This is a genomic window from Ramlibacter sp. GCM10027632 (assembly GCF_042675325.1).
In the GTDB taxonomy this organism is placed as follows: domain Bacteria; phylum Pseudomonadota; class Gammaproteobacteria; order Burkholderiales; family Burkholderiaceae_C; genus Ramlibacter.
Genome location: NZ_JBHTGW010000003.1, coordinates 280,018 through 301,762, shown reverse-complemented (window position 1 = coordinate 301,762; position 21,745 = coordinate 280,018). Strand labels below are relative to the sequence as shown.

The 21,745-nt window shown below is 70.9% G+C and carries 22 protein-coding genes and 1 pseudogene; 9 read left to right on the top strand and 14 right to left on the bottom strand.

Annotated elements, in window-relative coordinates; translation table 11 throughout:
• Nucleotides 1–59: 59 nt before the first annotated feature.
• From kdsB to ACFQZY_RS07385, 5 genes are read right to left on the bottom strand one after another with little or no spacing between them, the layout of a single operon-like run.
• Nucleotides 60–821 carry a 3-deoxy-manno-octulosonate cytidylyltransferase gene (gene kdsB, locus ACFQZY_RS07405; RefSeq protein ID WP_377414561.1) on the bottom strand — a complete coding sequence of 254 codons (762 nt, stop codon included), beginning with the start codon at nucleotides 819–821 and terminating at the stop codon, nucleotides 60–62.
• Between the two features lie 5 nt (nucleotides 822–826).
• The gene (locus ACFQZY_RS07400) at nucleotides 827–1,033 is read right to left on the bottom strand and encodes a Trm112 family protein (protein WP_377414518.1); all 207 of its coding nucleotides are present in this window, start codon (nucleotides 1,031–1,033) and stop codon (nucleotides 827–829) included.
• The gene (lpxK, locus tag ACFQZY_RS07395; protein WP_377414516.1) at nucleotides 1,014–2,006 is read right to left on the bottom strand and encodes a tetraacyldisaccharide 4'-kinase; all 993 of its coding nucleotides are present in this window, start codon (nucleotides 2,004–2,006) and stop codon (nucleotides 1,014–1,016) included. The genes ACFQZY_RS07400 and lpxK overlap by 20 nt, the downstream gene beginning before the upstream one ends.
• Nucleotides 2,003–2,434, bottom strand: coding sequence for an ExbD/TolR family protein (locus ACFQZY_RS07390; RefSeq protein WP_377414514.1), 432 nt, complete (start codon nucleotides 2,432–2,434; stop codon nucleotides 2,003–2,005). The genes lpxK and ACFQZY_RS07390 overlap by 4 nt, the downstream gene beginning before the upstream one ends.
• A gap of 13 nt (nucleotides 2,435–2,447) precedes the next feature.
• On the bottom strand, nucleotides 2,448–3,074 hold the full coding sequence (locus ACFQZY_RS07385) for a MotA/TolQ/ExbB proton channel family protein (RefSeq protein ID WP_377414512.1): 627 nt from the start codon (nucleotides 3,072–3,074) through the stop codon (nucleotides 2,448–2,450).
• A gap of 333 nt (nucleotides 3,075–3,407) precedes the next feature.
• On the opposite strand from ACFQZY_RS07385, the gene xseA reads away from it, so the two are divergent.
• Nucleotides 3,408–4,700, top strand: a complete 1,293-nt coding sequence (gene xseA / locus ACFQZY_RS07380) for an exodeoxyribonuclease VII large subunit (RefSeq protein WP_377414509.1) — start codon at nucleotides 3,408–3,410, stop codon at nucleotides 4,698–4,700.
• A gap of 71 nt (nucleotides 4,701–4,771) precedes the next feature.
• Nucleotides 4,772–5,353, top strand: a complete 582-nt coding sequence (locus tag ACFQZY_RS07375) for a superoxide dismutase (protein ID WP_377414507.1) — start codon at nucleotides 4,772–4,774, stop codon at nucleotides 5,351–5,353.
• A 79-nt stretch (nucleotides 5,354–5,432) separates the two neighbouring features.
• Here the strand turns inward: ACFQZY_RS07375 and ACFQZY_RS07370 are convergent, their stop codons facing one another.
• From ACFQZY_RS07370 to ACFQZY_RS07360, 3 genes are all read right to left on the bottom strand, one after another.
• Nucleotides 5,433–5,873, bottom strand: coding sequence for a DUF192 domain-containing protein (locus ACFQZY_RS07370; RefSeq protein WP_377414505.1), 441 nt, complete (start codon nucleotides 5,871–5,873; stop codon nucleotides 5,433–5,435).
• A 75-nt stretch (nucleotides 5,874–5,948) separates the two neighbouring features.
• Nucleotides 5,949–6,170, bottom strand: a complete 222-nt coding sequence (locus ACFQZY_RS07365; protein ID WP_377414503.1) for a hypothetical protein — start codon at nucleotides 6,168–6,170, stop codon at nucleotides 5,949–5,951.
• A gap of 138 nt (nucleotides 6,171–6,308) precedes the next feature.
• Nucleotides 6,309–6,431 (bottom strand): hypothetical protein, encoded by a 123-nt coding sequence (locus tag ACFQZY_RS07360; RefSeq protein ID WP_377414501.1) that lies wholly within the window; start codon nucleotides 6,429–6,431, stop codon nucleotides 6,309–6,311.
• A 356-nt stretch (nucleotides 6,432–6,787) separates the two neighbouring features.
• On the opposite strand from ACFQZY_RS07360, the gene icd reads away from it, so the two are divergent.
• Nucleotides 6,788–8,050: an NADP-dependent isocitrate dehydrogenase gene (gene icd, locus ACFQZY_RS07355; protein WP_377414498.1), complete on the top strand. Its 1,263-nt coding sequence runs from the start codon at nucleotides 6,788–6,790 to the stop codon at nucleotides 8,048–8,050.
• Nucleotides 8,051–8,218: 168 nt separating this feature from the next.
• Here icd and ACFQZY_RS07350 read toward each other — a convergent pair.
• Nucleotides 8,219–8,419 (bottom strand): annotated as a pseudogene (locus ACFQZY_RS07350) (cold-shock protein); the annotation flags it as partial.
• Between the two features lie 242 nt (nucleotides 8,420–8,661).
• Here ACFQZY_RS07350 and clpS point away from each other — a divergent pair.
• The 4 genes from clpS to ACFQZY_RS07330 all read left to right on the top strand — a co-directional run bounded on the left by clpS (nucleotide 8,662) and on the right by ACFQZY_RS07330 (nucleotide 13,989).
• Nucleotides 8,662–9,021, top strand: coding sequence for an ATP-dependent Clp protease adapter ClpS (gene clpS / locus ACFQZY_RS07345; RefSeq protein ID WP_377414496.1), 360 nt, complete (start codon nucleotides 8,662–8,664; stop codon nucleotides 9,019–9,021).
• Nucleotides 9,022–9,091: 70 nt separating this feature from the next.
• Nucleotides 9,092–11,416 (top strand): ATP-dependent Clp protease ATP-binding subunit ClpA, encoded by a 2,325-nt coding sequence (clpA, locus tag ACFQZY_RS07340; RefSeq protein ID WP_377414494.1) that lies wholly within the window; start codon nucleotides 9,092–9,094, stop codon nucleotides 11,414–11,416.
• Nucleotides 11,417–11,479: 63 nt separating this feature from the next.
• Complete coding sequence (locus ACFQZY_RS07335; RefSeq protein ID WP_377414491.1) at nucleotides 11,480–12,835, top strand: DUF1800 family protein; 1,356 nt, start codon at nucleotides 11,480–11,482, stop codon at nucleotides 12,833–12,835.
• A 5-nt stretch (nucleotides 12,836–12,840) separates the two neighbouring features.
• A complete protein-coding gene (locus ACFQZY_RS07330; protein WP_377414488.1) occupies nucleotides 12,841–13,989 on the top strand; it encodes a DUF1501 domain-containing protein in 1,149 nt (382 codons plus the stop codon).
• Nucleotides 13,990–14,083: 94 nt separating this feature from the next.
• Here ACFQZY_RS07330 and ACFQZY_RS07325 read toward each other — a convergent pair whose 3' ends face one another.
• From ACFQZY_RS07325 to ACFQZY_RS07315, 3 genes are all read right to left on the bottom strand, one after another.
• A complete protein-coding gene (locus tag ACFQZY_RS07325) occupies nucleotides 14,084–15,118 on the bottom strand; it encodes a Bug family tripartite tricarboxylate transporter substrate binding protein (protein ID WP_377414485.1) in 1,035 nt (344 codons plus the stop codon).
• Between the two features lie 4 nt (nucleotides 15,119–15,122).
• Nucleotides 15,123–16,109, bottom strand: coding sequence for a tripartite tricarboxylate transporter substrate binding protein (locus tag ACFQZY_RS07320; RefSeq protein WP_377414559.1), 987 nt, complete (start codon nucleotides 16,107–16,109; stop codon nucleotides 15,123–15,125).
• A gap of 123 nt (nucleotides 16,110–16,232) precedes the next feature.
• A complete protein-coding gene (locus tag ACFQZY_RS07315) occupies nucleotides 16,233–16,982 on the bottom strand; it encodes a GntR family transcriptional regulator (protein WP_377414483.1) in 750 nt (249 codons plus the stop codon).
• Nucleotides 16,983–17,012: 30 nt separating this feature from the next.
• Between ACFQZY_RS07315 and ACFQZY_RS07310 the strand changes: the two genes are divergently transcribed.
• On the top strand, nucleotides 17,013–17,810 hold the full coding sequence (locus ACFQZY_RS07310; protein WP_377414480.1) for an amidohydrolase family protein: 798 nt from the start codon (nucleotides 17,013–17,015) through the stop codon (nucleotides 17,808–17,810).
• A gap of 269 nt (nucleotides 17,811–18,079) precedes the next feature.
• On the opposite strand, the gene nirD is transcribed toward ACFQZY_RS07310, so the two are convergent.
• Both nirD and nirB read right to left on the bottom strand, forming a co-directional pair.
• Nucleotides 18,080–18,433, bottom strand: coding sequence for a nitrite reductase small subunit NirD (gene nirD / locus ACFQZY_RS07305; RefSeq protein ID WP_377414478.1), 354 nt, complete (start codon nucleotides 18,431–18,433; stop codon nucleotides 18,080–18,082).
• Between the two features lie 41 nt (nucleotides 18,434–18,474).
• Nucleotides 18,475–20,991 carry a nitrite reductase large subunit NirB gene (gene nirB / locus ACFQZY_RS07300; RefSeq protein ID WP_377414475.1) on the bottom strand — a complete coding sequence of 839 codons (2,517 nt, stop codon included), beginning with the start codon at nucleotides 20,989–20,991 and terminating at the stop codon, nucleotides 18,475–18,477.
• Between the two features lie 390 nt (nucleotides 20,992–21,381).
• Between nirB and ACFQZY_RS07295 the strand changes: the two genes are divergently transcribed.
• Nucleotides 21,382–21,735 (top strand): c-type cytochrome, encoded by a 354-nt coding sequence (locus ACFQZY_RS07295; RefSeq protein ID WP_377414473.1) that lies wholly within the window; start codon nucleotides 21,382–21,384, stop codon nucleotides 21,733–21,735.
• Nucleotides 21,736–21,745: the final 10 nt, after the last annotated feature.

Genomic DNA, 21,745 nt, shown 5'->3' with positions numbered 1-21,745 from the left:
CGGCGAGGATAGCATGCGACCCCTCCGCGTCCCTTACGCGGCTGAGTGGCGCAGCCGGGTTACCTGGCGGGTTGGAACAGGGCCCGCACGCGTGCGAGGTCCTCGGGCGTGTCCACGCCCGGGCCCGGCGCGGCGTCCGTCACGTGCACCGCGATGCGGTGCCCGTGCCACAGGGCTCGCAGCTGTTCCAGCGCCTCGAGCTGTTCGACTGGCGCCTGGGGAAGTTTGGGGAATTCGCGCAGGAAGCCGACGCGATAGCCGTAGATGCCCACATGCCGCAGCGGCCGCGGCTGCGGCAGCCCGGGCTCGCCGGCGCTGGAGCCGTCGCGCCACCAGGGGATGGGGGCGCGGCTGAAGTACAGGGCGATCCCGCGGGCGTCGGTGACGACCTTGACCACGTTCGGGTTGCGCAGGTCGTCGACCGAGTCGATGGGATGGGCCGCGGTGCTCATCGCGGCGTCGCCATGCCGCTGCAGCAGGCCGGCGACGGCGTCAATCAGCGCCGGCTCGATCAGGGGCTCGTCGCCCTGCACGTTGACCACGAGGGCGTCGTCGGCCAGGGCCAGGCGCTCGCAGGCCTCGGCCAGGCGGTCGCTGCCCGAGGGGTGGTCGATGCGGGTCATGACGGCGCGCACCCCATGCGCCTCGCAGGCGCGGGCGATGGCCTCGGTGTCGGTGGCCACGACCACCTGCTGCGCGCCGGAATGGCTGGCGCGCTCGGCCACGCGCACCACCATGGGCTTGCCGGCGATGTCGGCCAGGGGCTTGTCGGGCAGGCGGGAGGAGGCCAGCCGCGCCGGGATGAGGACGGTGAAGGGCAGGGCCATCAGACCTGGGGCGCGCGCGGGGGCAGGCGTTCGAGTTCTTCGTCGGACAGGGTGCGGGCCTCCTCCTCGAGCAGCACGGGGATGCCGTCGCGGATCGGGTAGGCCAAGCGCGCGCTGCGCGAGATCAGTTCCTGGCGCTCGCGGTCGAGGTCCAGCGGGCCCTTGGTCACGGGACAGACCAGGAGCTCAAGCAGTTTGGGATCCATCGGGCGATGATAGCGCCCGGTCCGTGAGGGCATCGAAGGCGCTCCAGAAGGCCGGCTCGATCGCCACCGAGAGCGGTACGGCCCAGGCCTCGGGCTGGTGCCGCCACAGCTTGACCGCGTCCTTCTCGGTGCAGACCACTGCCATGCCGGGCGGCACCGCCGGCGGCGCCGCGTCGAAGTCGTGGTGGTCGGGCAGGGACAGGGTGGCGGCGGGGGACACGCCGGCGGCGCGCAGCATCGAGAAGAACGCCTCGGGCCGTGCGATCCCGGCCAGGGCCAGCACCGGCTCGCGCGCCAGTTCGGCGAGCGGGCGACGCGTGCCGTCGGCGCGCAGGGCCTGGGTGTCGAGGCGGCGCTCGACCCCGTAGCCCTCGATGCCGGCCGTGCCCGGCGGACGCAGGACCAGGTCGACCCGGCGGGGCCACGGCTCGCGCAGCGGCCCTGCCGGCAGCAGCCAGCCGTTGCCGGTACCGCGGTCGTCGAACACGCAGACGCCGAGGTCGCGGGCCAGCGCGTGGTGCTGCAGGCCGTCGTCGCTCACGAGCACCTGAACGCGCGGGTGGGCCGCGAGCAGCGCGCGGCCGGCGTCGGCCCGGCGCGGCGCGACGAACACCGGCACGCGGCAGCGGCGCGCGAGCAGCAGGGGCTCGTCCCCCGCGTCGGCGGGCTCGGTGGCGGAAGTGACCTCGCGGCAGTCGTGGCCGCGGCGGCCGTAGCCGCGCGAGATGATCCCGGGCTGCAGCCCGCGCGCCTTGAGGTGTTCGACGATCGCCGCGACCACGGGCGTCTTGCCCGCGCCGCCGGCCACCACGTTGCCGACCACGATCACCGGCACCGGCAGGCGCTCGGCGCGCCGCAGCCCCAGCGCATACAGGCCCCGGTGCACGCCGGCCAGCCCGCCGTACAGCCAGGCCAGCGGCCGCAGGCTCCACGCCAACGGGCCGCGGCGCAGCCAGGCCGCCTGCAGGCTCACCGCGCGGTACCGGCCTGGGCCGAGGACTGCGCGGCGAAGGTGATCTGGGCCAGGCCGCTGCGCCGCGCGGCCTCGAGCACGGTGATCACGGACTGGTGCGGCGACGAGGCGTCGGCGCTGATGATGATCACGCTGTCCTTGCCCGCGCGGGCCGACTCCACCAGCGCCGCGGCCACCGCCTCGACGCTGCGGCCGTTCACCAGGTTGCGGTTGATCGAGTAGCGGCCGTCGGCGCCGATGGCGACGATGACCTCCTTGGGGTAGTCACGCTGCGCCGGCGCGTCGGCCACGGGCAGCCGCAGCTGCAGCTCGGTGAACTTGCTGTAGGTGGTGGACAGCATCAGGAAGATCAGCACCACCAGCAGCACGTCGATGAAGGGGATCAGGTTGATCTCCGGCTCTTCGGCCTTGCGCGGACGGAAGTTCATCGGCGCACCGCCTTCACTTGCGCAGCGTCAGCAGGTGCCGCAGCAGCCGCTCCGAGGCCAGCTCCAGGCCCAGGAGGTACTCGTCGACCCGGGCGCGGAAGTAGCGCCAGAAGATCAGCGCGGGGATCGCGATGATCAGGCCGAAGGCGGTGTTGTACAGGGCGATCGAGATCCCGTGCGCGAGCTGCGCCGGGTTGCCGCCGGTGCCGCCGCCGGGCGCCTGCGAGCCGAAGATCTCGATCATGCCGATCACGGTACCCAGCAGGCCCAGCAGGGGGGCGGCGGAGGCGATCGTGGCCAGCGCGCTGAGGGAGCGCTCCAGGCGGTGCGCGACGGCGCGGCCGGTGGTCTCCATGGCGCTGCGCAGGTCCACCTCGGTGCACCGGGGGTTGGCGCCCAGGGCGCGCAGGCCGCTGGCCAGCACCTCGCCCAGGGCCGAGTTCTGCTCCAGCTGCGTCACCACGTCCGGCGACGGGACGGCGTGGCGGGCGACGGCCAGGGCTTCCTCCAGCAGCTTCGGGGGGGCGACCTTGGCCCGCTTGAGGCTGAGGAATCGCTCGATGATCAGCGCCAGGGCCAGGATGGAGCAGGCGATCAGGGGCCAGATGGGCCAACCGGCGGCTTGTATGATCGAAAACAAGGGGAGGGTCTCCGGCGCAGTTGTCGGGGCAGTTCGGTGGCCATTATCGGGCACCTCTTCCCGCTCGTAGGACCTCACCGCCTGGGCGTCGGAAGATTCTCACATTTCTTGTGGATAACTTTGTGCGCAAGTGCGGCCCCATGGGCTCCAAACCCGCGCCAATTGGAGCTTGTGACAGAACGGTCACAAATTCAGCAGAAAAATCATGTTTGAAATCAATCACTTGCGACGAAAAACCGTGATTTCTCGTGCCCCGTTCGCCATGCCTGCCTACCGGTCGCTCGCTGTGGACGACTTTTCTCTGCATGGGCCCGCCACGGCGCGCCGATCCTGATGCCTGACGCCAACAATCCAGCAACGACGCGGCGGATCTGGCAAGTCGGCCCGCTATGCCGCGCCGTTGCTGATGCCCTGGACGCGCGCTTCAATCCTGTCGCGGTCCGCGGCGAGATTTCGGGCTTCTCGCGCCCGGCCAGCGGGCATTGCTACTTCACGCTCAAGGACCCGACCGGCCAGATCCGCTGCGCCATGTTCCGCCGCGCCGCCAGCGGGCTGGATTTCAGCCCGCGTGATGGTGACAGCGTGGAGGTCATGGGCCGGCTCGACGTCTACGACGCGCGCGGCGACCTGCAGCTGATCGTCGAGTCGTTGCGCCGCGCGGGCCAGGGCACGCTGTTCGAGCAGTTCCTGCGCCTGAAGGCTCGGCTCGAGGCCGAGGGCCTGTTCGACCCGGACCGCAAGCGCGAGCTGCCGGTGATGCCGCGCGGCATCGGCCTGGTCACCTCGCTGGGCGCCGCGGCGCTGCACGACGTGGCTACGGCGCTGCGCCGGCGCGCGCCCCATGTGCCGGTGCTGCTGGCGCCCGCGGCAGTGCAGGGCGCGCAGGCGCCGGGCGAGCTGGTGGCGGCCCTGGAGGCGCTTTACGCGCGGGCCCGGGCCGGCGAGGTCGACGTGATCCTGCTGGTCCGCGGCGGCGGCTCCCTCGAGGACCTCTGGTCATTCAACGACGAGCAGCTCGCTCGCACCATCGTCGCCAGCCCGGTGCCGCTGGTGTGCGGGGTCGGCCACGAGACCGACTTCACCATTGCCGACTTCTGCGCCGACCTGCGCGCGCCCACGCCGACGGCGGCGGCCGAGCTCGTGGCGCAGCCGCGCGACGCCTGGCTCGGCGCGCTGTCGCTGGTCCAGGATCGCCTGTCCACGGCGACGCTGCGCCGGCTCGATGCCGCTTCGCAGCGGCTGGACACCGCGGCGTCGCGCCTGGGCCGGCCCTCGGGCCGTGTGGCCGGCCAGCACCAGCAACTCGAGCGGCAGGCCCAGCGGCTGCGGTATGCCGTGGCGGCGCGGGTGGCCCGCCTGGGGGCGGGGCTCGACGCGCAAGCCGGCGCCTTGCAGCGCTCGGTGCCGCGGCAGCTGTCGGTGCAGGGCCAGCGGCTGGAGCGCGCCGCGCTGCGGCTGGCCGGTGTCGACCCGCGCCAGGTGCTGCAACGGGGCTACGCGCTGCTCACGCGCGAGGACGGCACCGTCCTCATGCACGCGGCCGACGCCCGGCCGGGCGACTGGCTGCAGGCCCGGCTCGCGGACGGCACGCTCGATGTCACCGTGTCCCAGCCCCGATTGATTTAATGCCTAGAATCCCGGCTGGTCCGACGCCATCCCCGGAATCCGTACAACTGAACAACCCCAAGAGGATCACCATGGAACACACCCTCCCGCCGCTGCCGTACGCCATCGACGCCCTGGCCCCGCACTACTCGCAGGAGACGCTCGAGTACCACCACGGCAAGCACCACAACGCCTATGTCGTGAACCTGAACAACCTGCAGAAGGGCACCGAGTTCGAGTCCATGACCCTCGAGGAGATCGTCAAGAAGTCCTCCGGCGGCATCTACAACAACGCGGCCCAGATCTGGAACCACACCTTCTTCTGGAACTGCATGAAGCCCAATGGCGGCGGTGAGCCCACCGGCGCGCTGGGCGCGGCCATCACCTCGAAGTGGGGCAGCTACGCCGCCTTCCGCGAGGCCTTCGTGAAGTCCGCCGTCGGCAACTTCGGCTCCGGCTGGACCTGGCTGGTCAAGAAGGCCGATGGCAGCGTGGACATCGTGAACACCGGCGCCGCCGGCACGCCCCTGACCACCGCCGACAAGGCCCTGCTGACCGTGGACGTCTGGGAGCACGCCTACTACATCGACTACCGCAACCTGCGCCCGAAGTTCGTCGAGACCTTCCTCGACAAGCTGGTCAACTGGGAATTCGCGCAGAAGAATTTCGCCTGAAGTTCCCGCGCATGACGCAAGGGCCGCATCGAGCGGCCCTTTTTCATTGGCGCGGCGCCCGCTGCCGGGGCCGGCTGCCTCACTTGCCGAACGGCTCGCCGGCCAGCCTGGCGCCGGCCTTCAGGCCCTTGCGCGCGAACCAGCCCTGGTTCATCTCGAGCACGTAGCGCACCGGCCGGGCGGAGCAGTGCGAGTCGGTGGTCTGGGGCGCCATGTCGGCCAGGTTGACGATGGTGCCGTCGTCGGCGACGAAGGCCGCGGTGAGCGGGATCAGCGTGTTCATCATCCAGAAGCACTGCGTCCCGGGCTGGTCGAACACGAACAGCATCCCCTCGTGCTGGGGCATCTCGCGGCGCCACATCAGGCCGGTCTGGCGCTCGCCCGGGGTGGCGGCGACCTGGGCATCGATCTGGTGCATGCCGGCCGAGAGCCGGGTGCGTGGCAGGTTCGTCTGAGGGGTCTGGGCGGAGGCGGCGAAGGCCGCAAGGCCCAGGAGGGCGATCAGCAGGCGGTGGGTCATGGGCGGGATTCTGCGTCAACCGGGCCCAAGAAAAATGCCCGCGCGGGGCGGGCATCTCTCGGGGGCGGGCCTGGATCAGGCGGCGCTGGCCTTCTTGGACTTCTTGGCCTTCTTGGTGGACTTCTTGGCCTTCTTCTCGGCCTTGGCTTCCGGCTTGGCTTCTGCCTTGGCGGCGGGAGCGGCGGCGGCGGCAGGGGCAGCGGGAGCAGCCGGGGCGGCGGGAGCCGCGGGGGCGGCCTGGGCGAAGGCGCCGGCGGCGAAGAAGGCGGCAACCAGGGAGGCGATCAGCTTGTTCATGGAAATCCTAGGTGACAGGGTGAGGCGTGTCCCGGCGGTGCCGGGTGTTCTCGCAACGGAGCGGCTGAGCCGGGCGTTGACAGCGGCGCAAATAAAAAAAGCCCGCCTAGGGCGGGCTTTTCATTCGCGCAAGCCGAATTACTTCTTGGCGGAAGCGGCGGAAGCGGCGGGCTTGGCAGCGGAAGCGCCGGCGGCCGGGGCGGAAGCGAACACGGAAGCGGCGAACACGGTGGCGGCCAGGGCGGCGAAGATCTTCTTCATGGTGATTCCTTTTGGACTAGTTCAAAGGGTTGTCTAACAAAAAATTGCCTCGCGGACAGGCCGTGAGGCTCTCCTCTAACGCGGCAGTTAACCGGCCGTTGACAGAAAAACGCAGAAATTCAAAAAACTTTTTGGCCCCGCGGCGGCCCCCCCGCGGCCCTGAAAAAAGATGGATGCCAAGGTGCCAAATTCGAGGGTTATCACCGACGCCATGCGGGCTACATGACGGTTCCTGCGGGCCCGCAGGCGGTGCGAACCGCCGGGGGCCGTGGCTAGAATGCCCCGGCGCACCGGCTGCGGCGGGTGCCCCCGGTCGCGCCCCAGGGCGCTCCTTTTCTCCACGAACGCCCCCATCCATGTATCAGCACATCCAGGTGCCGGCCCAAGGCCAGAAGATCACGGTCAACGCCGACAACTCCCTCAACGTGCCGGACGAGCCCATCATCCCGTACATCGAGGGTGATGGCACCGGCCGCGACATCACGCCGGTGATGCTGAAGGTGGTGGATGCCGCCGTGGCCAAGGCCTATCGCGGCAAGCGCCGGATCCACTGGATGGAGGTGTATGCCGGCGAGAAGTCGACCCGCCTGTACGGGCCCGATGTCTGGCTGCCCGAGGAAACCCTGCAGGCCGTGCGGGAGTACGTGGTGTCCATCAAGGGGCCGCTGACCACGCCGGTCGGCGGCGGCATCCGCTCGCTGAACGTGACCCTGCGACAGGAACTCGACCTGTATGTCTGCCTGCGCCCGGTGCAGTATTTCAAGGGCGTGCCCTCGCCGCTGAAGGAGCCGGAGAAGACCAACATGGTCATCTTCCGCGAGAACTCCGAGGACATCTACGCGGGCATCGAGTACGAGGCCCGGTCGGAGAAGGCGCAGAAGCTCATTCGCTTCCTGGTCGAGGAAATGGGCGTGCGCAAGATCCGTTTCCCGGAGACTTCCGGCATCGGTGTCAAGCCGGTGTCGATCGAGGGCACGGAACGCCTGGTGCGCAAGGCGATCCAGTACGCGATCGACAACGACAAGCCTAGCGTGACCCTGGTTCACAAGGGCAACATCATGAAGTTCACCGAGGGCGGCTTCCGGGACTGGGGCTACGCCCTGGCCCAGCGCGAGTTCGGCGCCGAGCTGATCGATGGCGGCCCGTGGTGCCGCCTGAAGAACCCGAAGACCGGCAAGGACATCGTGATCAAGGACTCGATCACCGATGCCTTCCTGCAGCAGATCCTGCTGCGCCCGGTGGAGTACAGCGTGGTGGCCACGCTCAACCTCAACGGCGACTACATCTCCGACGCCCTGGCCGCCCAGGTCGGCGGCATCGGCATCGCGCCCGGGGCGAACATGAGCGACTCGGTGGCGATGTTCGAGGCGACCCATGGCACCGCCCCCAAGTACGCGGGCAAGGACTACGTCAACCCCGGCTCCGAGATCCTCTCGGCCGAGATGATGCTGCGCCATATGGGCTGGACCGAGGCGGCGGACCTGATCATCCGCTCGCTCGAGGCGGCGATCCAGACCAAGCGGGTGACCTACGATTTCGCCCGCCTCATGGAGGGCGCGATCCAGGTCAGCTGCTCGGGCTTCGGCCAGGTGATGATCGAGCAGATGGCCGAGCTCTGAGCCCGGTGGCCCGGACGAGGCAAAGCCGCCCCGGCGGGGGCGGCTTTTTTCATCGGGCCGGCGCTGTCAGCCTGCGTCGTTGGCGTGGGCCTGGAACTGCGGCGTGCGCACCCGTGAGGCACGGGCGGGCGCGTGGGGCCGGGGCGCCTCCAGAGGGGGCAGGTGGGACGCGGGCTGGATGTTCTGCGCCAGCTGACCCTTGGGGCCCTCGGTGAGCTCGAAGCTGACGCGGGTACCCTGCTTGAGGGTCTTGAAGCCATCCATGACGATGGCGGAGAAATGGGCGAAGACATCGGGGCCCCCGCCGTCGGGCTCGATGAAGCCGAACCCCTTCGCATCATTGAACCATTTGACAGTGCCAGTCGCCATGTGCGGTCCCTCGATGTTCCCTCGCGTTGTGGGGAGGCGGCCCTGAAACGGGCCGCCTTGCGCGAATATTTTCACATACTAAAGTTTCCGTTGGAAGCCTGGCGTGGCTTCCCGGCGAAGGGCCGCCGTGCCGCCCAGAATCCTGCCCGGCAGGTTTGGGGATCGTGGCTTGAATAGTGGATGGGCTGACTCCAGATCCGTTTCGGGGAGGCAGCGCCGGTGGGGTCGATAGAATGATTTTCATGGCCAGCAAAACACCCAAACCCGCTCCGGTTGCACCCAAGCAGCAGCCCAAGGATGACGACGGTGGGTCGGTGGTCCTCGAGCGGCGGACGCAGCGGACCCAGCCTCCCCAGATGTACCAGGTCGTCATGCTGAATGACGACTACACCCCGATGGAATTCGTCGTCGTGGTGATCCAGGAGTTTTTCAACAAGGACCGGGAGACGGCCACGCAGATCATGCTCAAGATCCATCTCGACGGCAAAGGCGTCTGCGGGGTCTATTCCCGAGATGTCGCGTCGACGAAGGTCGAGCAGGTCCAGGCCGCGGCCCGGCAGGCAGGGCATCCCCTGCAATGTGTCTGTGAACCCGTGGAGTGACAGCACAGCTGGAACGGATCAGGATTACAGTGAGTCAGAGACGGAACGGTAGCAAGGCAAAGGAAATTTCATGATTGCCCAGGAATTGGAAGTCAGCCTCCACATGGCGTTCGTGGAGGCACGGCAGCAGCGCCACGAGTTCATCACCGTGGAGCACCTGCTGCTCGCCCTGCTGGACAATCCCAGCGCGGCCGAGGTGCTGCGGGCCTGCTCGGCCAATATCGACGACCTGCGCAAGTCGCTGTCCAACTTCATCAAGGACAACACCCCGCAGGTCGCCGGCACCGATGACGTGGACACCCAGCCGACACTGGGCTTCCAGCGCGTGATCCAGCGCGCCATCATGCATGTGCAGTCCACCGGCAACGGCAAGAAGGAAGTCACCGGCGCCAACGTGCTGGTGGCCATCTTCGGCGAGAAGGACTCGCATGCCGTCTACTACCTGCACCAGCAGGGCGTGACCCGGCTGGACGTGGTGAACTTCATCGCCCACGGCATCAAGAAGTCCGACCCGCCCGAGCCCGCCAAGGGCAGCGAGGCGCCCGGCGCCGAGCCGGAGGAGGGCGGCGGCGAGAAGAGCGAGAAGGCCTCGGCCCTCGAGCAGTTCACGTTCAACCTCAACCAGGCCGCCAAGGACGGCAAGATCGACCCGCTGATCGGCCGCGAGTACGAGGTCGAGCGCGTCATCCAGATCCTGTGCCGCCGCCGCAAGAACAACCCGCTGCTGGTGGGCGAGGCCGGCGTGGGCAAGACCGCGATCGCCGAGGGCCTGGCCTGGCGCATCGTGCAGAAGGACGTGCCGGAGATCCTGGCCGAGTCCACCGTGTACTCGCTGGACATGGGCGCGCTGCTGGCCGGCACCAAGTACCGCGGCGACTTCGAGCAGCGCCTGAAGGGCGTGCTCAAGTCCCTGAAGGACAAGCCCAACGCCATCCTGTTCATCGACGAGATCCACACCCTCATCGGTGCCGGCGCGGCCTCGGGCGGCACGCTGGACGCGTCCAACCTGCTCAAGCCGGCCCTGTCCTCGGGCCAGCTCAAGTGCATCGGCGCGACCACCTTCACCGAGTACCGCGGCATCTTCGAAAAGGACGCCGCGCTGTCCCGCCGCTTCCAGAAGGTGGACGTGGTCGAGCCGACGGTGGAGCAGACCGTGGAGATCCTCAAGGGCCTGAAGAGCCGCTTCGAGGAGCACCACAGCGTCAAGTACGCCGTGGCCGCGCTGCAGGCCGCGGCCGAGCTGTCCGCCAAGTACATCAACGACCGCCACCTGCCGGACAAGGCCATCGACGTGATCGACGAGGCGGGCGCCGCCCAGCGCATCCTGCCGGCGAGCAAGCGCAAGAAGACCATCTCCAAGGCCGAGGTCGAGGAAATCGTGGCCAAGATCGCGCGGATCCCGCCCGCCAACGTGTCGAACGACGACCGCGGCAAGCTGCAGACCATCGAGCGTGATCTCAAGAGCGTGGTGTTCGGCCAGGACAAGGCCCTGGAAGTGCTCGCCGCCTCGGTCAAGATGGCACGTTCGGGCCTGGGCAAGGGCGACAAGCCGATCGGCGCCTTCCTGTTCTCCGGCCCCACCGGCGTCGGCAAGACGGAAGCGGCCAAGCAGCTGGCCTACATCATGGGCATCGAGCTGATCCGCTTCGACATGTCGGAGTACATGGAGCGCCATGCGGTGTCGCGCCTGATCGGCGCGCCTCCCGGCTATGTGGGCTTCGACCAGGGCGGCCTGCTGACGGAGGCGGTGACCAAGAAGCCGCACTGCGTGCTGCTGCTCGACGAGATCGAGAAAGCCCACCCGGACATCTTCAACGTGCTGCTGCAAGTCATGGACCACGGCACGCTGACCGACAACAACGGGCGCAAGGCCGACTTCCGCAACGTGATCATCATCATGACCACGAACGCGGGCGCCGAGACCATGAACAAGGCCACCATCGGCTTCACCAACCCGCGCGCCGCGGGCGACGAGATGGCCGACATCAAGCGCCTGTTCACGCCGGAGTTCCGCAACCGCCTCGACGCGATCGTGAGCTTCAAGCCGCTGGACGAGCAGATCATCCTGCGCGTGGTCGACAAGTTCCTGCTGCAGCTGGAGCAGCAGCTCGCCGAGAAGAAGGTGGAAGTCACCTTCACCGACAAGCTGCGCAAGCACCTGGCCAAGAAGGGCTTCGACCCGCTCATGGGCGCGCGCCCGATGCAGCGCCTGATCCAGGACACCATCCGCCGCGCGCTGGCCGACGAGCTCCTGTTCGGCCGGCTCACCGACGGCGGCCGCCTGACCGTCGACCTCGACGAGAAGGACGAGGTGCAGCTGGACATCCAGCCGCTGCCGAAGAAGGAAGGCCGGTCCAAGCCCGAGCCCGAGGAAGTCTCCAGCGGCGACCAGTGACCGCCCCCTTGAAGAACCGCCCCCCGGGGCGGTTTTTCATGTCCGGGCCTACGCGCGGCGCACATGAACCCCACGGCCATCGCCACCAACCGCTTCGGGCTCGGCGCCGTGCCCGGGGAGCCGCTGCCCGCCGACGCGCGCGACGGGCTGCTCCGGCAGCTGGATCGCTTCGAGGCCCTGCCCGGGCGCTGGGGCGAGCAGGAGCGCACGCCGACCCTGGTGGCGCGGATGGTCCGCGAGCAGCAGGCGGCGCGGCAGCTCGAGCCGGTGGCGCGCGCCGCCGCCCAGGAGAGCCAGCGCCGCGAGGCGCGCGAGCGGCTGCTGGCCTGCATGGCCGCGCGCATGCAGTCGGCCCTGGCCACGCCGGCGCCTTTCGTGGAGCGATTGGTCCACTTCTGGGCCAACCACTTCGCGGTGTCCACCGACAAGGTGGCGGTGGTGGGCCTGGCCGGCGCGTTCGAGGCCGACGCGATCCGCCCGCACGTGCTGGGGCGCTTCGAGGACCTGCTGGCGGCCGCCACCCGGCACCCTGCGATGCTGCTGTTCCTCGACCAGCCGCAGTCCATCGGGCCCCTGAGCGTGGCGGCCCTGGGGGCGGCGCGGCGCGATCCCGCATCGCGCCGCGGCCTGAACGAGAACCTGGCGCGCGAGGTCCTCGAGCTGCATACCCTGGGCGTGCGCCATGGCTACACGCAGGACGATGTCACCGAGTTCGCCCGTGCGCTCACCGGCTGGGGCCTCGACGGCGCGGAGGGCGGCAGCGGTTTCCGCTTCCGCCCGGAACTGCACGAGCCCGGCACGCGCGTGGTCCTGGGGCGGCGCTACGCGGCGCAGGGCGAGGCGCAGTCGCTGGACATCCTGCGGGACCTGGCGCGTGCGCCGGCCACCGCGCGCCACATCGCCTTCAAGCTGGCCCGGCACTTCGTGGCTGACGTGCCGCCGCCGGCGGTGGTCGACCGGCTCGCCGCCGCCTTCCTGCGCAGCGAGGGTGACCTGCACGCCGTGTACGCGGCGCTGGTGGACTCGCCTGAGGCCTGGGAGCCCGGCCCGGTGAAATTCAAGACGCCCTGGGACTGGTCGGTGTCGGCGTTGCGCGCGCTCGGCCGGCGCGAGCTGACCGGCCCGCAGGTGGCAGGGCTTCTGGCGCAGCTCGGGCAGCCGGTGTGGCGCCCGGGGTCACCGGCCGGCTGGGACGACGTCGCCAGCGCCTGGGCCGCGCCCGATGCGCTGGTGCGGCGGGTCGAGACGGCGCAACGCCTCACGGCCCAGGCCCCGCCAGGCGTGGACGCGCGGGGGCTGGCGCCCCAGGTGCTGCCGGGCGGCCCGGGCGAAGCGACCCGCCAGGCCATCGCCCGTGCCGAAACCGGCGCGGACGCCCTGGCGCTGCTGCTGGTGTCTCCCGAGTTCATGAGGAGGTGAGCGCGATGACGGCTTCCATCACGCGGCGCCAGGCCCTGGCCGCCGGTGCGTTCTGGCTGGCGGCCCCGCGCCTGGCCCTGGCCGAGGCAGCCACCGAGCGGCGCTTCGTCTTCATCCTCCAGCGCGGGGCGGCCGACGGCCTGTCCATCGTCGTGCCCGAGGGCGATCCGGCGCTCGCGGGCCTGCGCGGCGGGCTGGCGGTGGACACCGCGGCGACACGCCTGGACGGCTTCTTCGGCCTGCACCCGTCACTGGCCGAGTGGCACCGCCTGTACACCCAGGGCGAGGCGCTGTTCGTCCACGCGGTGGCCTCGCCGTACCGCGACCGCTCGCACTTCGACGGGCAGAACGTGCTGGAGACCGGCGGCCACGCGCCCCACGAGCTGCGGGATGGCTGGCTCAATCGGCTGGTGGGCCTGCTGCCCCGCGCGCGCGGCGAGGCGGTGGCGCTCGCGCCCACCGTGCCCATGGCCCTGCGCGGCGCCGCGCCGGTGGTGTCGTACGCGCCCTCGGCGCTGCCGCAGGCCCGCGAGGACCTGGCGGCGCGGGTGGCGCACCTTTACGAGGATGACCCGCAGCTGCATGCGCTGTGGTCCGCGGCGATGCAGGCGCGCGGCATGGCCTCGGGCATGGAGCGCGCGCGCCAGCAGGACCCGGCCACGCTGGGCCGCCTGGCTGCGGGCTTCCTGGCCCGGCCGCAGGGCCCGCGCATCGCGATGATCGAGACCGGGGGCTGGGACACGCACAGCGCCCAGTTGCCCCGGCTGGCCGGGACGCTGCGATCGCTCGACGCCTTGCTCCTGGCCCTGCGCGAGGGCCTGGCTGCGGCGTGGTCGCAGACCGTGGTGCTGGTGGCCACCGAGTTCGGCCGCACCGCCGCGGCCAATGGCACCGGTGGCACCGATCACGGCACCGGCGCGGCGGCGATGCTGGCGGGCGGGGCGGTGCAGGGCGGGCGGGTGATCGCCGACTGGCCCGGCCTCGCGCCGGGCGCCCTGCACGAGGGGCGCGACCTGCGGCCCACGCTGGGCCTGGATGCCTTCATCGCCGCGCTGGCGGCGGAGAGCTTCGAGCTCGACCCGGCGCGTGCCGCGAAGGTCCTGTTCCCGCGCCTGGGCGGCAGGCCGGCGCTGCCTCGGCTGCTGCGCGCCTGAGGCGCGGGCGGCGCAGAGAGCGCAGAGCGCGCAGAGAGCGCGGCGCGCGCTCGGGCCAGCGGCCCGAGCACCGCCCCGCAGCGACCTCCTGGCGTCAGGCCCCTTCGGGGCGGATCTGCGCGCGGGTGATCACCGGCTTCCAGCGGGCCTGCTCGGCGCGGATGAAGGCCTCGAACTCGGCGCGGGTGTTGCCCACGGCCAGCGCCGTCTCCTGGCTCAGCTTCTCGGCGACGATCTTGCCGCGCGCCGCCTTGATCGCCTCGGCCTCGAGCTTGTCGAGGTGGGCCTTGGGCCACTTGCTCGGCGCCATCAGGCCGTACCACTGGGTCATCTCGAAGCCCTTGAAGCCCTGCTCGGCGACGGTGGGTACGTCGGGCAGCTGGGGCAGGCGCGTGCTGGTGCCGGTGGCGATGCAGCGCAGCTTGCCGGTCTTGATGAATTGCAGCAGCGCCGGCGCGCCGACCGAGGCGGCCTGCAGGCGGCCCGCCATGAGGTCCGTGAGCATCGGGCCGGTGCCGCGGTAAGGCACGTGGACCACGAAGGTCTCGGTGACGAACTTCAGGTACTCGAAGGCCAGGTGGCCGGCGCTGCCGTTGCCGGCGGAGCCGTAATTGAGCTGGCCAGGCTTCGACTTGGCGTAGGCGATGAACTCCTTGAGGTTCTTCACCGGCAGGTCGGGGTGGACCACGTACAGGCTCGGGACCTTGGAGATCAGGGTGATCGGCGCGAAGTCCTTGTTCGCGTCGTAGGGCAGCTTGGGGAAGATGTACGGGTTGACCGCCAGCGTGCCGATGTGGCCCAGGATCAGGGTGTGGTCGTCGGTGGAGTTCGCCACTTCCTGCATGGCGATGTTGCCGGCGGCGCCGGGCTTGTTGTCCACGAAGACGTTCTGGCCGATGGTCTTGGCCATCTCGCCGGCGATGGCGCGGGCCACGATCTCGGAGCTGCCGCCCGGTGCGAAGGGGACGACCAGGCGCAGCGGCTTGGAGGGCCAGGCGTCACTGGCGCGGGCGAGCAGCGGGGACGACAGGGCGAGGCCGCCGGCGGCGGCCCGGGCCAGCCACTGGCGGCGGGTCGCGGGGGCGTCGTGTAGGGCGAGGGGGGCGGGGGAGGTGTCGAGCACGTTCATGATGTCATTCCACGGTGATGTTGCGTTCCTTGACGATGCGGGCCCAGAGGTTCATCTGCTGGCGGATGAACTGCTGCGCCTGTTCGGGCGATGCCTTCTGCTGGTCGCCGCCCAGTTGCGCGATGCGGCTGCGGACCTCGGGAGCGTCCAGCGCCTTGAGCAGCCCAGCGGACGCCTTGTCGATGATGGCGTCCGGCGTGCCGGCCGGGGCGAAGACCGCGTTCCACTCATGGATCTCGGCGCCGGGCACGCCGGCCTCGGCCAGCGTCGGCACGTCGGGCAGCATGGAGGCGCGCTTCGGCGCGGTCACGGCCAGCGCGCGCAGCTTGCCCGATTGCACGTGCTGCAGGGTGGAGGCGAGGTTGCCGAAGAACAGGGGCACCTGGCCGCCGATCACGTCGTTCAGGGCCGGGCCGCCGCCCTTGTACGGGATATGGGCCATGTCCACCTTGGCCGCCGACTCGAACAGCGCGCCGGCCAGGTGCTGGGCGGAGCCGTTGCCGGAGGAGGCGTAGGCCACGGCGTCCTTGCGGGCGCGGGCGGCGGCGGTGAGTTCGGCGATGCTGCGGGCCGGGAAATTCGCGTTGACCAGGACCACGTTCGGGAACAGCGCGATCAGGCCGATCGGGCGGAAGGCCTTGGCGGTGTCATAGGGCAGGCGCGGGTAGAGCGCCGGGTTCACCGCGAAGGACGAGGCATCCAGCATCAGGGTGTAGCCGTCGGGGGCGGACTTGGCCACATGCGCGGCGCCGATCTGGCCGCCGGCGCCCGGGCGGTTTTCCACCACCACGCTCTGCCCCAGCGCCTCGCCCAGGCGCGGCGCGATCAGGCGCGCCATGGCGTCCGCGCCTCCGCCCGGCGGGTAGGTCACGACCAGGGTGACCGGGCGGGTCGGCCAGGCCGGGGCCTGGGCCTGGGCCTGGGCCTGGGCCTGGGCCTGGGCCTGGGCCTGGGCCTGGGCCTGGGCCTGGGCCTGGGCGAAGGCCGGCACCGCGGCGAGCAGCGCGCCGGCAGCGGCCCCGAGCAGGTCGCGGCGGGCGATCGGGAGGCGGAAGGTTCGTGTCACGGGGGTCTCCAGGGGGAAGCGGTCGGTCAGGGGCGGTGGTGCCGCGGGTCAGCGCACCTGCGCGGTGTATTCGAAGGCGAAGGCGTCGCCGCGGGTGGTGCGCAGCTCGACGCAGCGGCCGGCGAGGTCGAAGGCCCGCCGCTGCACGCGGGCGCAGGGGTGGCCCTTCTCCAGCTGCAGGTGGCGGGCCTGGCCGGCGCTGAGGCGGTCGAAGGCCAGGTGGTCCTCGGCATGGTGGATGGTCACGCCGCAGGCGCGCTGGTACAGGGGGTAGAGCAGGTCGCCCCACGCGTGCGGGTCGGAGTCGGCCAGGGGCTGGAACAGCGGCAGCGGCAGGGTGATGCTTTCGAGCAGGCAGGGCCGGTCGACGATGCTGCGCAGGCGCTCCAGGGCGAGCACGCCGGCGCCCTCGGGCAGGCCGAGGGGACCGGCCTCCTGCGCGTCGGCCAGGCGGGTGCGGGCCGACAGGATGCGCGAGCGCGGCGTGGCCTGCAGCTCGCCGCCATGGCGGAAGCGGAAGAACCGCATCATCGAGGCGCCGCCGAGGCCGGCCTTCACGAAGGTGCCGCGGCCCTGGCGGCGCTCCAGCAGGCCGTCGGCCACGAGCAGGGCGATGGCCTGGCGGATGGTGCCCAGCGCCACGCCGTAGGCGGGCGCCAGGGCGGCCTCCGGCGGGATCGCCTCGCCCGGCGCCCACTCGCCCTGCACGATGCGCGCGCGCAGGGCGGCGGCGAGCCACCCGTAGCGGCTCTGGCCGGCGGGGGCTTGCGGGGTGGGGGCGTTGATTCCTGTGATCATTTGGTCATCTAGAGGACTAGAATGTACGCCATGCACCCGCCGCCGTCAAAAACATTCGTCGACAGTCATTTCCACGTCTTCGCGGCCGGCGTGGGCGAGCCCGGCGCGCGCTACGTGCCGGCGTACGACGCCCCGCTGGCGGGATGGCAGCGCGCGGCGCAGGCGGCCGGGGTGTCGCGCGGCGTGCTGGTGCAGACCAGCTTCCTGGGCACGGACAACACGCTGCTGCTGCAGGCGCTGCGCGCGAACCCGCAGGCCCTGCGCGGCATCGCCGTGGTCGCGCCCGGCGCGCGCCTGGAGGACCTGCGCGCCATGGACGCCGCCGGCGTGCGCGGCATCCGCCTGAACCTCGCGGGCCGCGCGGGCGACATCGAGGCCTGGGCCGGGGCCTCGCCGGTGTGGGACGCGCTGCTCGCCCTCGGCTGGCACGTGCAGCTGCACACCGACCGGGGCGGCCTGCCCGCGGCGCTGGCCCGCCTGCCGCAGGCGCTGCCGGTGGTGGTGGACCACATGGCCAAGCCGGCCGGGGTGGCGGCGGCGGACGCGAGCGTGCAGGCCCTGGCGGCGCGGTCCCGCGGGGCCGCGGTGCATGTGAAGCTCAGTGGCGCCTACCGCCTGGGCGGGCTGGACCCGGCGGCGCTGGCCCGCCTGTGGGTGGGCGAGCTCGGCCCCCGGGCCTTGGTGTGGGGCAGCGACTGGCCCTGCACCAACCACGAGACCTGCGCCGACTACCCCGCGCTGTTCGCGGCGCTGCACGACTGGGTGCCGCCCGAGGTGGCGCAGGCAGCCCTCGGCGACAACGCGCTGGCGCTGTACTGGCGGTACTGAGCCACCGCGCGGTGGCCCCGCGCTCAGCGCAGGACCCGCGAAGCGATCAGCGCCGCGGCCAGGCCGGCAGGTCCCGGCGCACGGCCTGCATCGGCGCGTACGAGAGCTCGCGCAGGCCGCCGGTGAGCCTCCGGCACGCAAGCGCCCCCGGCGAGACCGGCTCGGCCTCCCCCTGCAGCACCGGGGGCTCGGCGCAGGCCGTGCCTCCGGCGGCGGGCGATGTTCTCCAGGGTGTTGCGGGGGTCGGGAGGCAAGTCAGGGGCCGTGCGTCAGGCGGCGACCAGCACGCGGCCGGCCTCCACGCGCACCGGGTAGGCGCTCACCGAGTGCTCGGGCGCCTCCAGGCATTCGCCGGTGCTCAGGCAGAAGTGGTGCTTGTAGATCGGCGAGGCGACGACGACGCGCCCGCCCTGGCAGCCCACCAGCCCGCGCGAGAGCACGCTGGCCCGGGCGTTGGGGTCGAGGTTGTCGATGGCGTACAGGCGCGGCTCGTCGTTGGCGGCCACGCGGAACACGGCGACGTGGCGGCCGCCCACCAGGGCGCAGACGCCGGTGTTGGGAAGGATGTCGTCGACGTCGCAGACGGGCGTCCAGGCGGGGGTGCGGGGCTGGGTGGGGCTCATGGCGTTCTCCTCGGGGTCGGGCCGTGGTGCGTGGCGGCCGCTCAGGCGGGCTGGGCTTCGACGCGTTCCTCGGGCGTGGCGGGGCGGATCTGGCCGCGCTCCTGCACGAAGACGACGTTGGCGTCGGCCTGGTCGCTGTTGACGAACTGGCGGAAGCGCTTGCGGGTCTCGGGGTGGGTCACCGCCTCCTTCCACTCGCAGGCGTAGGTGTCGACCACGTGCTGCATCTCGGCCTCGAGTTCGGCGGCGATGCCCAGGTGGTCGTCGAGCACCACGGACTTCAGGTAGTCCAGGCCGCCCTCCAGGTTCTCGCGCCAGGTGCTGGTGCGCTGCAGCCGGTCGGCGGTGCGCACGTAGAACATGAGGAAGCGATCGATCAGGCGAACCAGGTCGGCCTTGGACAGGTCGCTGGCGAGCAGCTCGGCGTGGCGGGGCTTCATGCCGCCGTTGCCGCAGACGTAGAGGTTCCAGCCCTTCTCGGTGGCGATGACGCCCACGTCCTTGCCCTGGGCCTCGGCGCACTCGCGGGTGCAGCCGGAGACGCCGAACTTGATCTTGTGCGGCGCGCGCAGGCCCTTGTAGCGGTTCTCCAGTTCGACCGCGAGGCCGACGCTGTCGCCCACGCCGTAGCGGCACCAGGTGCTGCCCACGCAGGACTTCACCGTGCGCAGGGACTTGCCGTAGGCGTGGCCGGACTCGAAGCCCGCGGCGATGAGTTCTTCCCAGATGGCGGGCAGCTGCTCGACGCGGGCGCCGAACAGGTCCACCCGCTGGCCGCCGGTGATCTTGGTGTACAGGCCGTACTTCTTGGCGACCCGGGCCACCGCCATCAGGCCGTCGGGCGTGACCTCGCCGGCGGGCATGCGGGGCACGACGGAGTAGGTGCCGTCCTTCTGGATGTTGCCCAGGAAGTAGTCGTTGGAGTCCTGCAGGCCGGCATGCGCCTTGTTCAGGATGAACTCGTTGAACACCGAGGCGAAGATGCTGGCCGCCACCGGCTTGCACACCGCGCAGCCCAGGCCTTTGCCATGGCGGGCGAGCAGCGCCTCGAAGGTGCGGATGCCCTCCACCTTGATGATGTGGAACAGCTCCTGGCGCGAGAACGGGAAGTGCTCGCACAGGTGGTTGTTCACCGCCATGCCGCGCTTCTTCATCTCGGCCTTCATCACCTGGGTGGCCAGGGGCACGCAGCCGCCGCAGGTGGCGCCGGCCTTGGTGCAGGCCTTGAGGGAGGCGATGTCGCAGGCGCCGCCGGCGACCGCGTCGCAGATCGCGCCCTTGGAGACGCTGTTGCACGAGCAGATCTGCGCGGAGGCGGGCAGGGCGTCGGCGCCCAGGCCGGGCCGGGCCTTGCCGTCGCTGGAAGGCAGGATCAGGAACTCGGGGTCCTCGGGCAGCGCGATGCCATTGAGCACCAGCTGCAGCAGGGTGCCGTACTCGGCGGCGTCACCCACCAGCACCGCGCCGAGGAGCTGCTTGCCGTCCTCCGAGGTGACGATCTTCTTGTACACCTGCTTGCGCTCGTCGGTGTACTGGTAGCTGCGCGCGCCGGCGGCCTTGCCCATGGCGTCGCCGATGGAGGCCACGTCGACCCCCATCAGCTTGAGCTTGGTGCTCATGTCGGCGCCCTGGAATCCACCGGCCTGGCCGGCCAGGTGGCGGGCGGTGGTGCGGGCCATGTCGTAGCCGGGGGCGACCAGGCCGAAGACCTGGCCGTTCCACAGCGCGCACTCGCCGATGGCGTGGATGTCGGGGTCGCTGGTGCGGCACTGGTCGTCGATGACGATGCCGCCGCGCGGCCCCACGGCGAGGCCGGCGCTGCGCGCCAGCTCGTCGCGCGGGCGGATGCCGGCGGAGAACACCACCATGTCGGCCTCCAGGTGCGTGCCGTCGGCGAACACCAGGCGGTGGCGGGCCTGCTCGCCCGCGGTGATCTCCAGCGTGTTCTTCGACAGGTGCACGCCCACGCCGAGGTCCTCGATCTTGCGGCGAAGCATGGCGCCGCCGGCCTCGTCGACCTGCACCGCCATCAGGCGCGGCGCGAACTCGACGACATGCGTGTCCAGCTTCATGTCACGCAGGGCCTTGGCGCACTCCAGGCCCAGCAGGCCGCCGCCGATGACGACGCCGCTCTTCGATCGCGCGCCGCACTCGGTCATGGCTTCGAGGTCCTCGATGGTGCGGTAGACGAAGCAGTCCGCGCGGTCCTTGCCCGGCACCGGCGGCACGAAGGGGTAGGAGCCGGTGGCGATCACCAGCTTGTCGTAGGGGAGAACCTCGCCGGAGGCGGTGGTGACGGTCCGGGCGGCGCGGTCGATCGCGGTGGCGCGGGTGTCCAGTCGCAGCAGCAGGCCCTCGCGCTCGAAGAAGCCGGGCGCCACCAGGGACAGGTCGGCGGCGGTCTTGCCGGCGAAGAACTCGGACAGGTGCACGCGGTCGTAGGCCGGGCGCGGCTCCTCGCACAGCACGGTGACCTGCGCGCCGGGCAGGCCCGCTTCGACGAGGCTTTCGAGGAACTTGTGGCCGACCATGCCATGGCCGATGACGACGATCTTCATGATCTTCCTTGGTGCGAGGGATGGGAGAGGCGCGCCTGCGGGCAGGCACGGCCCCGGCGGCTGCAGGGACGGGAGAGCCGGGGCAGGCGGCCCACGGCGGTGTGGGCCCGGCGGCGCACTTCGTCATGCGCCGTGTTGTCTGTGCCCTGCATGTTTGCAAGCCGCGTGCCAGCGCATGCGCACTCCGCCGAGGCCATTCCCGGGCCGGGCGCGCACCGTTGTGGCGCCCCGGCGGAAGGCGGCTGCGCGCATGCACCGATGCCGTGCGCGCGCAACGCAGGTGCGCGCGGCTTGATCGGGATCAACCCCGGCGGTTGCCAAGCGCGGGGCCAGCCACTACCGTTGCATCGGCATGTCGCCGAGGCAACAAGGACAAGAAGGAGAGAACGGATGCACAAGCAAGCAGCCCTGATGGTCGTCGCGCTGGCGGCGGCACTCCCCGCCCTGGCGGCGGACAAGATGCCCCTCGGCGAGAAGCTGGCCCGCGAGAAGCAGTGCATGGGATGCCATGACGTGCAGAAGGACGCGGCGGGTCCCTCGTTCGAGAAGATCGCGGCCAAGTGGAAAGGCAACAAGGACGCGGTGCGGACCATGGTGAAGACCATCCGCATGGGCAGCGAGGCCGCCGGCGGCCCGCACTGGGGCGTGGCCAAGATGCCCAATGACGCCGAGCGCCCGCAGGTCAGCGAGGCCGAGGCCCGCCAGCTGGCCAACTGGATCCAGAACCAGAAGCCGAAGAAGTGACCCGGGCCGG

Coding starts and splice junctions, on each gene's coding strand:
- ACFQZY_RS07400 (WP_377414518.1), bottom strand. CDS start 1,033: ATGGATCCCAAACTGCTTGAGCTCCTGGTCTGTCCCGTGACCAAGGGC.
- ACFQZY_RS07390 (WP_377414514.1), bottom strand. CDS start 2,434: ATGAACTTCCGTCCGCGCAAGGCCGAAGAGCCGGAGATCAACCTGATC.
- xseA (WP_377414509.1), top strand. CDS start 3,408: ATGCCTGACGCCAACAATCCAGCAACGACGCGGCGGATCTGGCAAGTC.
- ACFQZY_RS07375 (WP_377414507.1), top strand. CDS start 4,772: ATGGAACACACCCTCCCGCCGCTGCCGTACGCCATCGACGCCCTGGCC.
- ACFQZY_RS07370 (WP_377414505.1), bottom strand. CDS start 5,873: ATGACCCACCGCCTGCTGATCGCCCTCCTGGGCCTTGCGGCCTTCGCC.
- ACFQZY_RS07365 (WP_377414503.1), bottom strand. CDS start 6,170: ATGAACAAGCTGATCGCCTCCCTGGTTGCCGCCTTCTTCGCCGCCGGC.
- ACFQZY_RS07360 (WP_377414501.1), bottom strand. CDS start 6,431: ATGAAGAAGATCTTCGCCGCCCTGGCCGCCACCGTGTTCGCCGCTTCC.
- icd (WP_377414498.1), top strand. CDS start 6,788: ATGTATCAGCACATCCAGGTGCCGGCCCAAGGCCAGAAGATCACGGTC.
- clpS (WP_377414496.1), top strand. CDS start 8,662: ATGGCCAGCAAAACACCCAAACCCGCTCCGGTTGCACCCAAGCAGCAG.
- clpA (WP_377414494.1), top strand. CDS start 9,092: ATGATTGCCCAGGAATTGGAAGTCAGCCTCCACATGGCGTTCGTGGAG.
- ACFQZY_RS07335 (WP_377414491.1), top strand. CDS start 11,480: ATGAACCCCACGGCCATCGCCACCAACCGCTTCGGGCTCGGCGCCGTG.
- ACFQZY_RS07330 (WP_377414488.1), top strand. CDS start 12,841: ATGACGGCTTCCATCACGCGGCGCCAGGCCCTGGCCGCCGGTGCGTTC.
- ACFQZY_RS07325 (WP_377414485.1), bottom strand. CDS start 15,118: ATGAACGTGCTCGACACCTCCCCCGCCCCCCTCGCCCTACACGACGCC.
- ACFQZY_RS07315 (WP_377414483.1), bottom strand. CDS start 16,982: ATGATCACAGGAATCAACGCCCCCACCCCGCAAGCCCCCGCCGGCCAG.
- ACFQZY_RS07310 (WP_377414480.1), top strand. CDS start 17,013: ATGCACCCGCCGCCGTCAAAAACATTCGTCGACAGTCATTTCCACGTC.
- nirD (WP_377414478.1), bottom strand. CDS start 18,433: ATGAGCCCCACCCAGCCCCGCACCCCCGCCTGGACGCCCGTCTGCGAC.
- nirB (WP_377414475.1), bottom strand. CDS start 20,991: ATGAAGATCGTCGTCATCGGCCATGGCATGGTCGGCCACAAGTTCCTC.
- ACFQZY_RS07295 (WP_377414473.1), top strand. CDS start 21,382: ATGCACAAGCAAGCAGCCCTGATGGTCGTCGCGCTGGCGGCGGCACTC.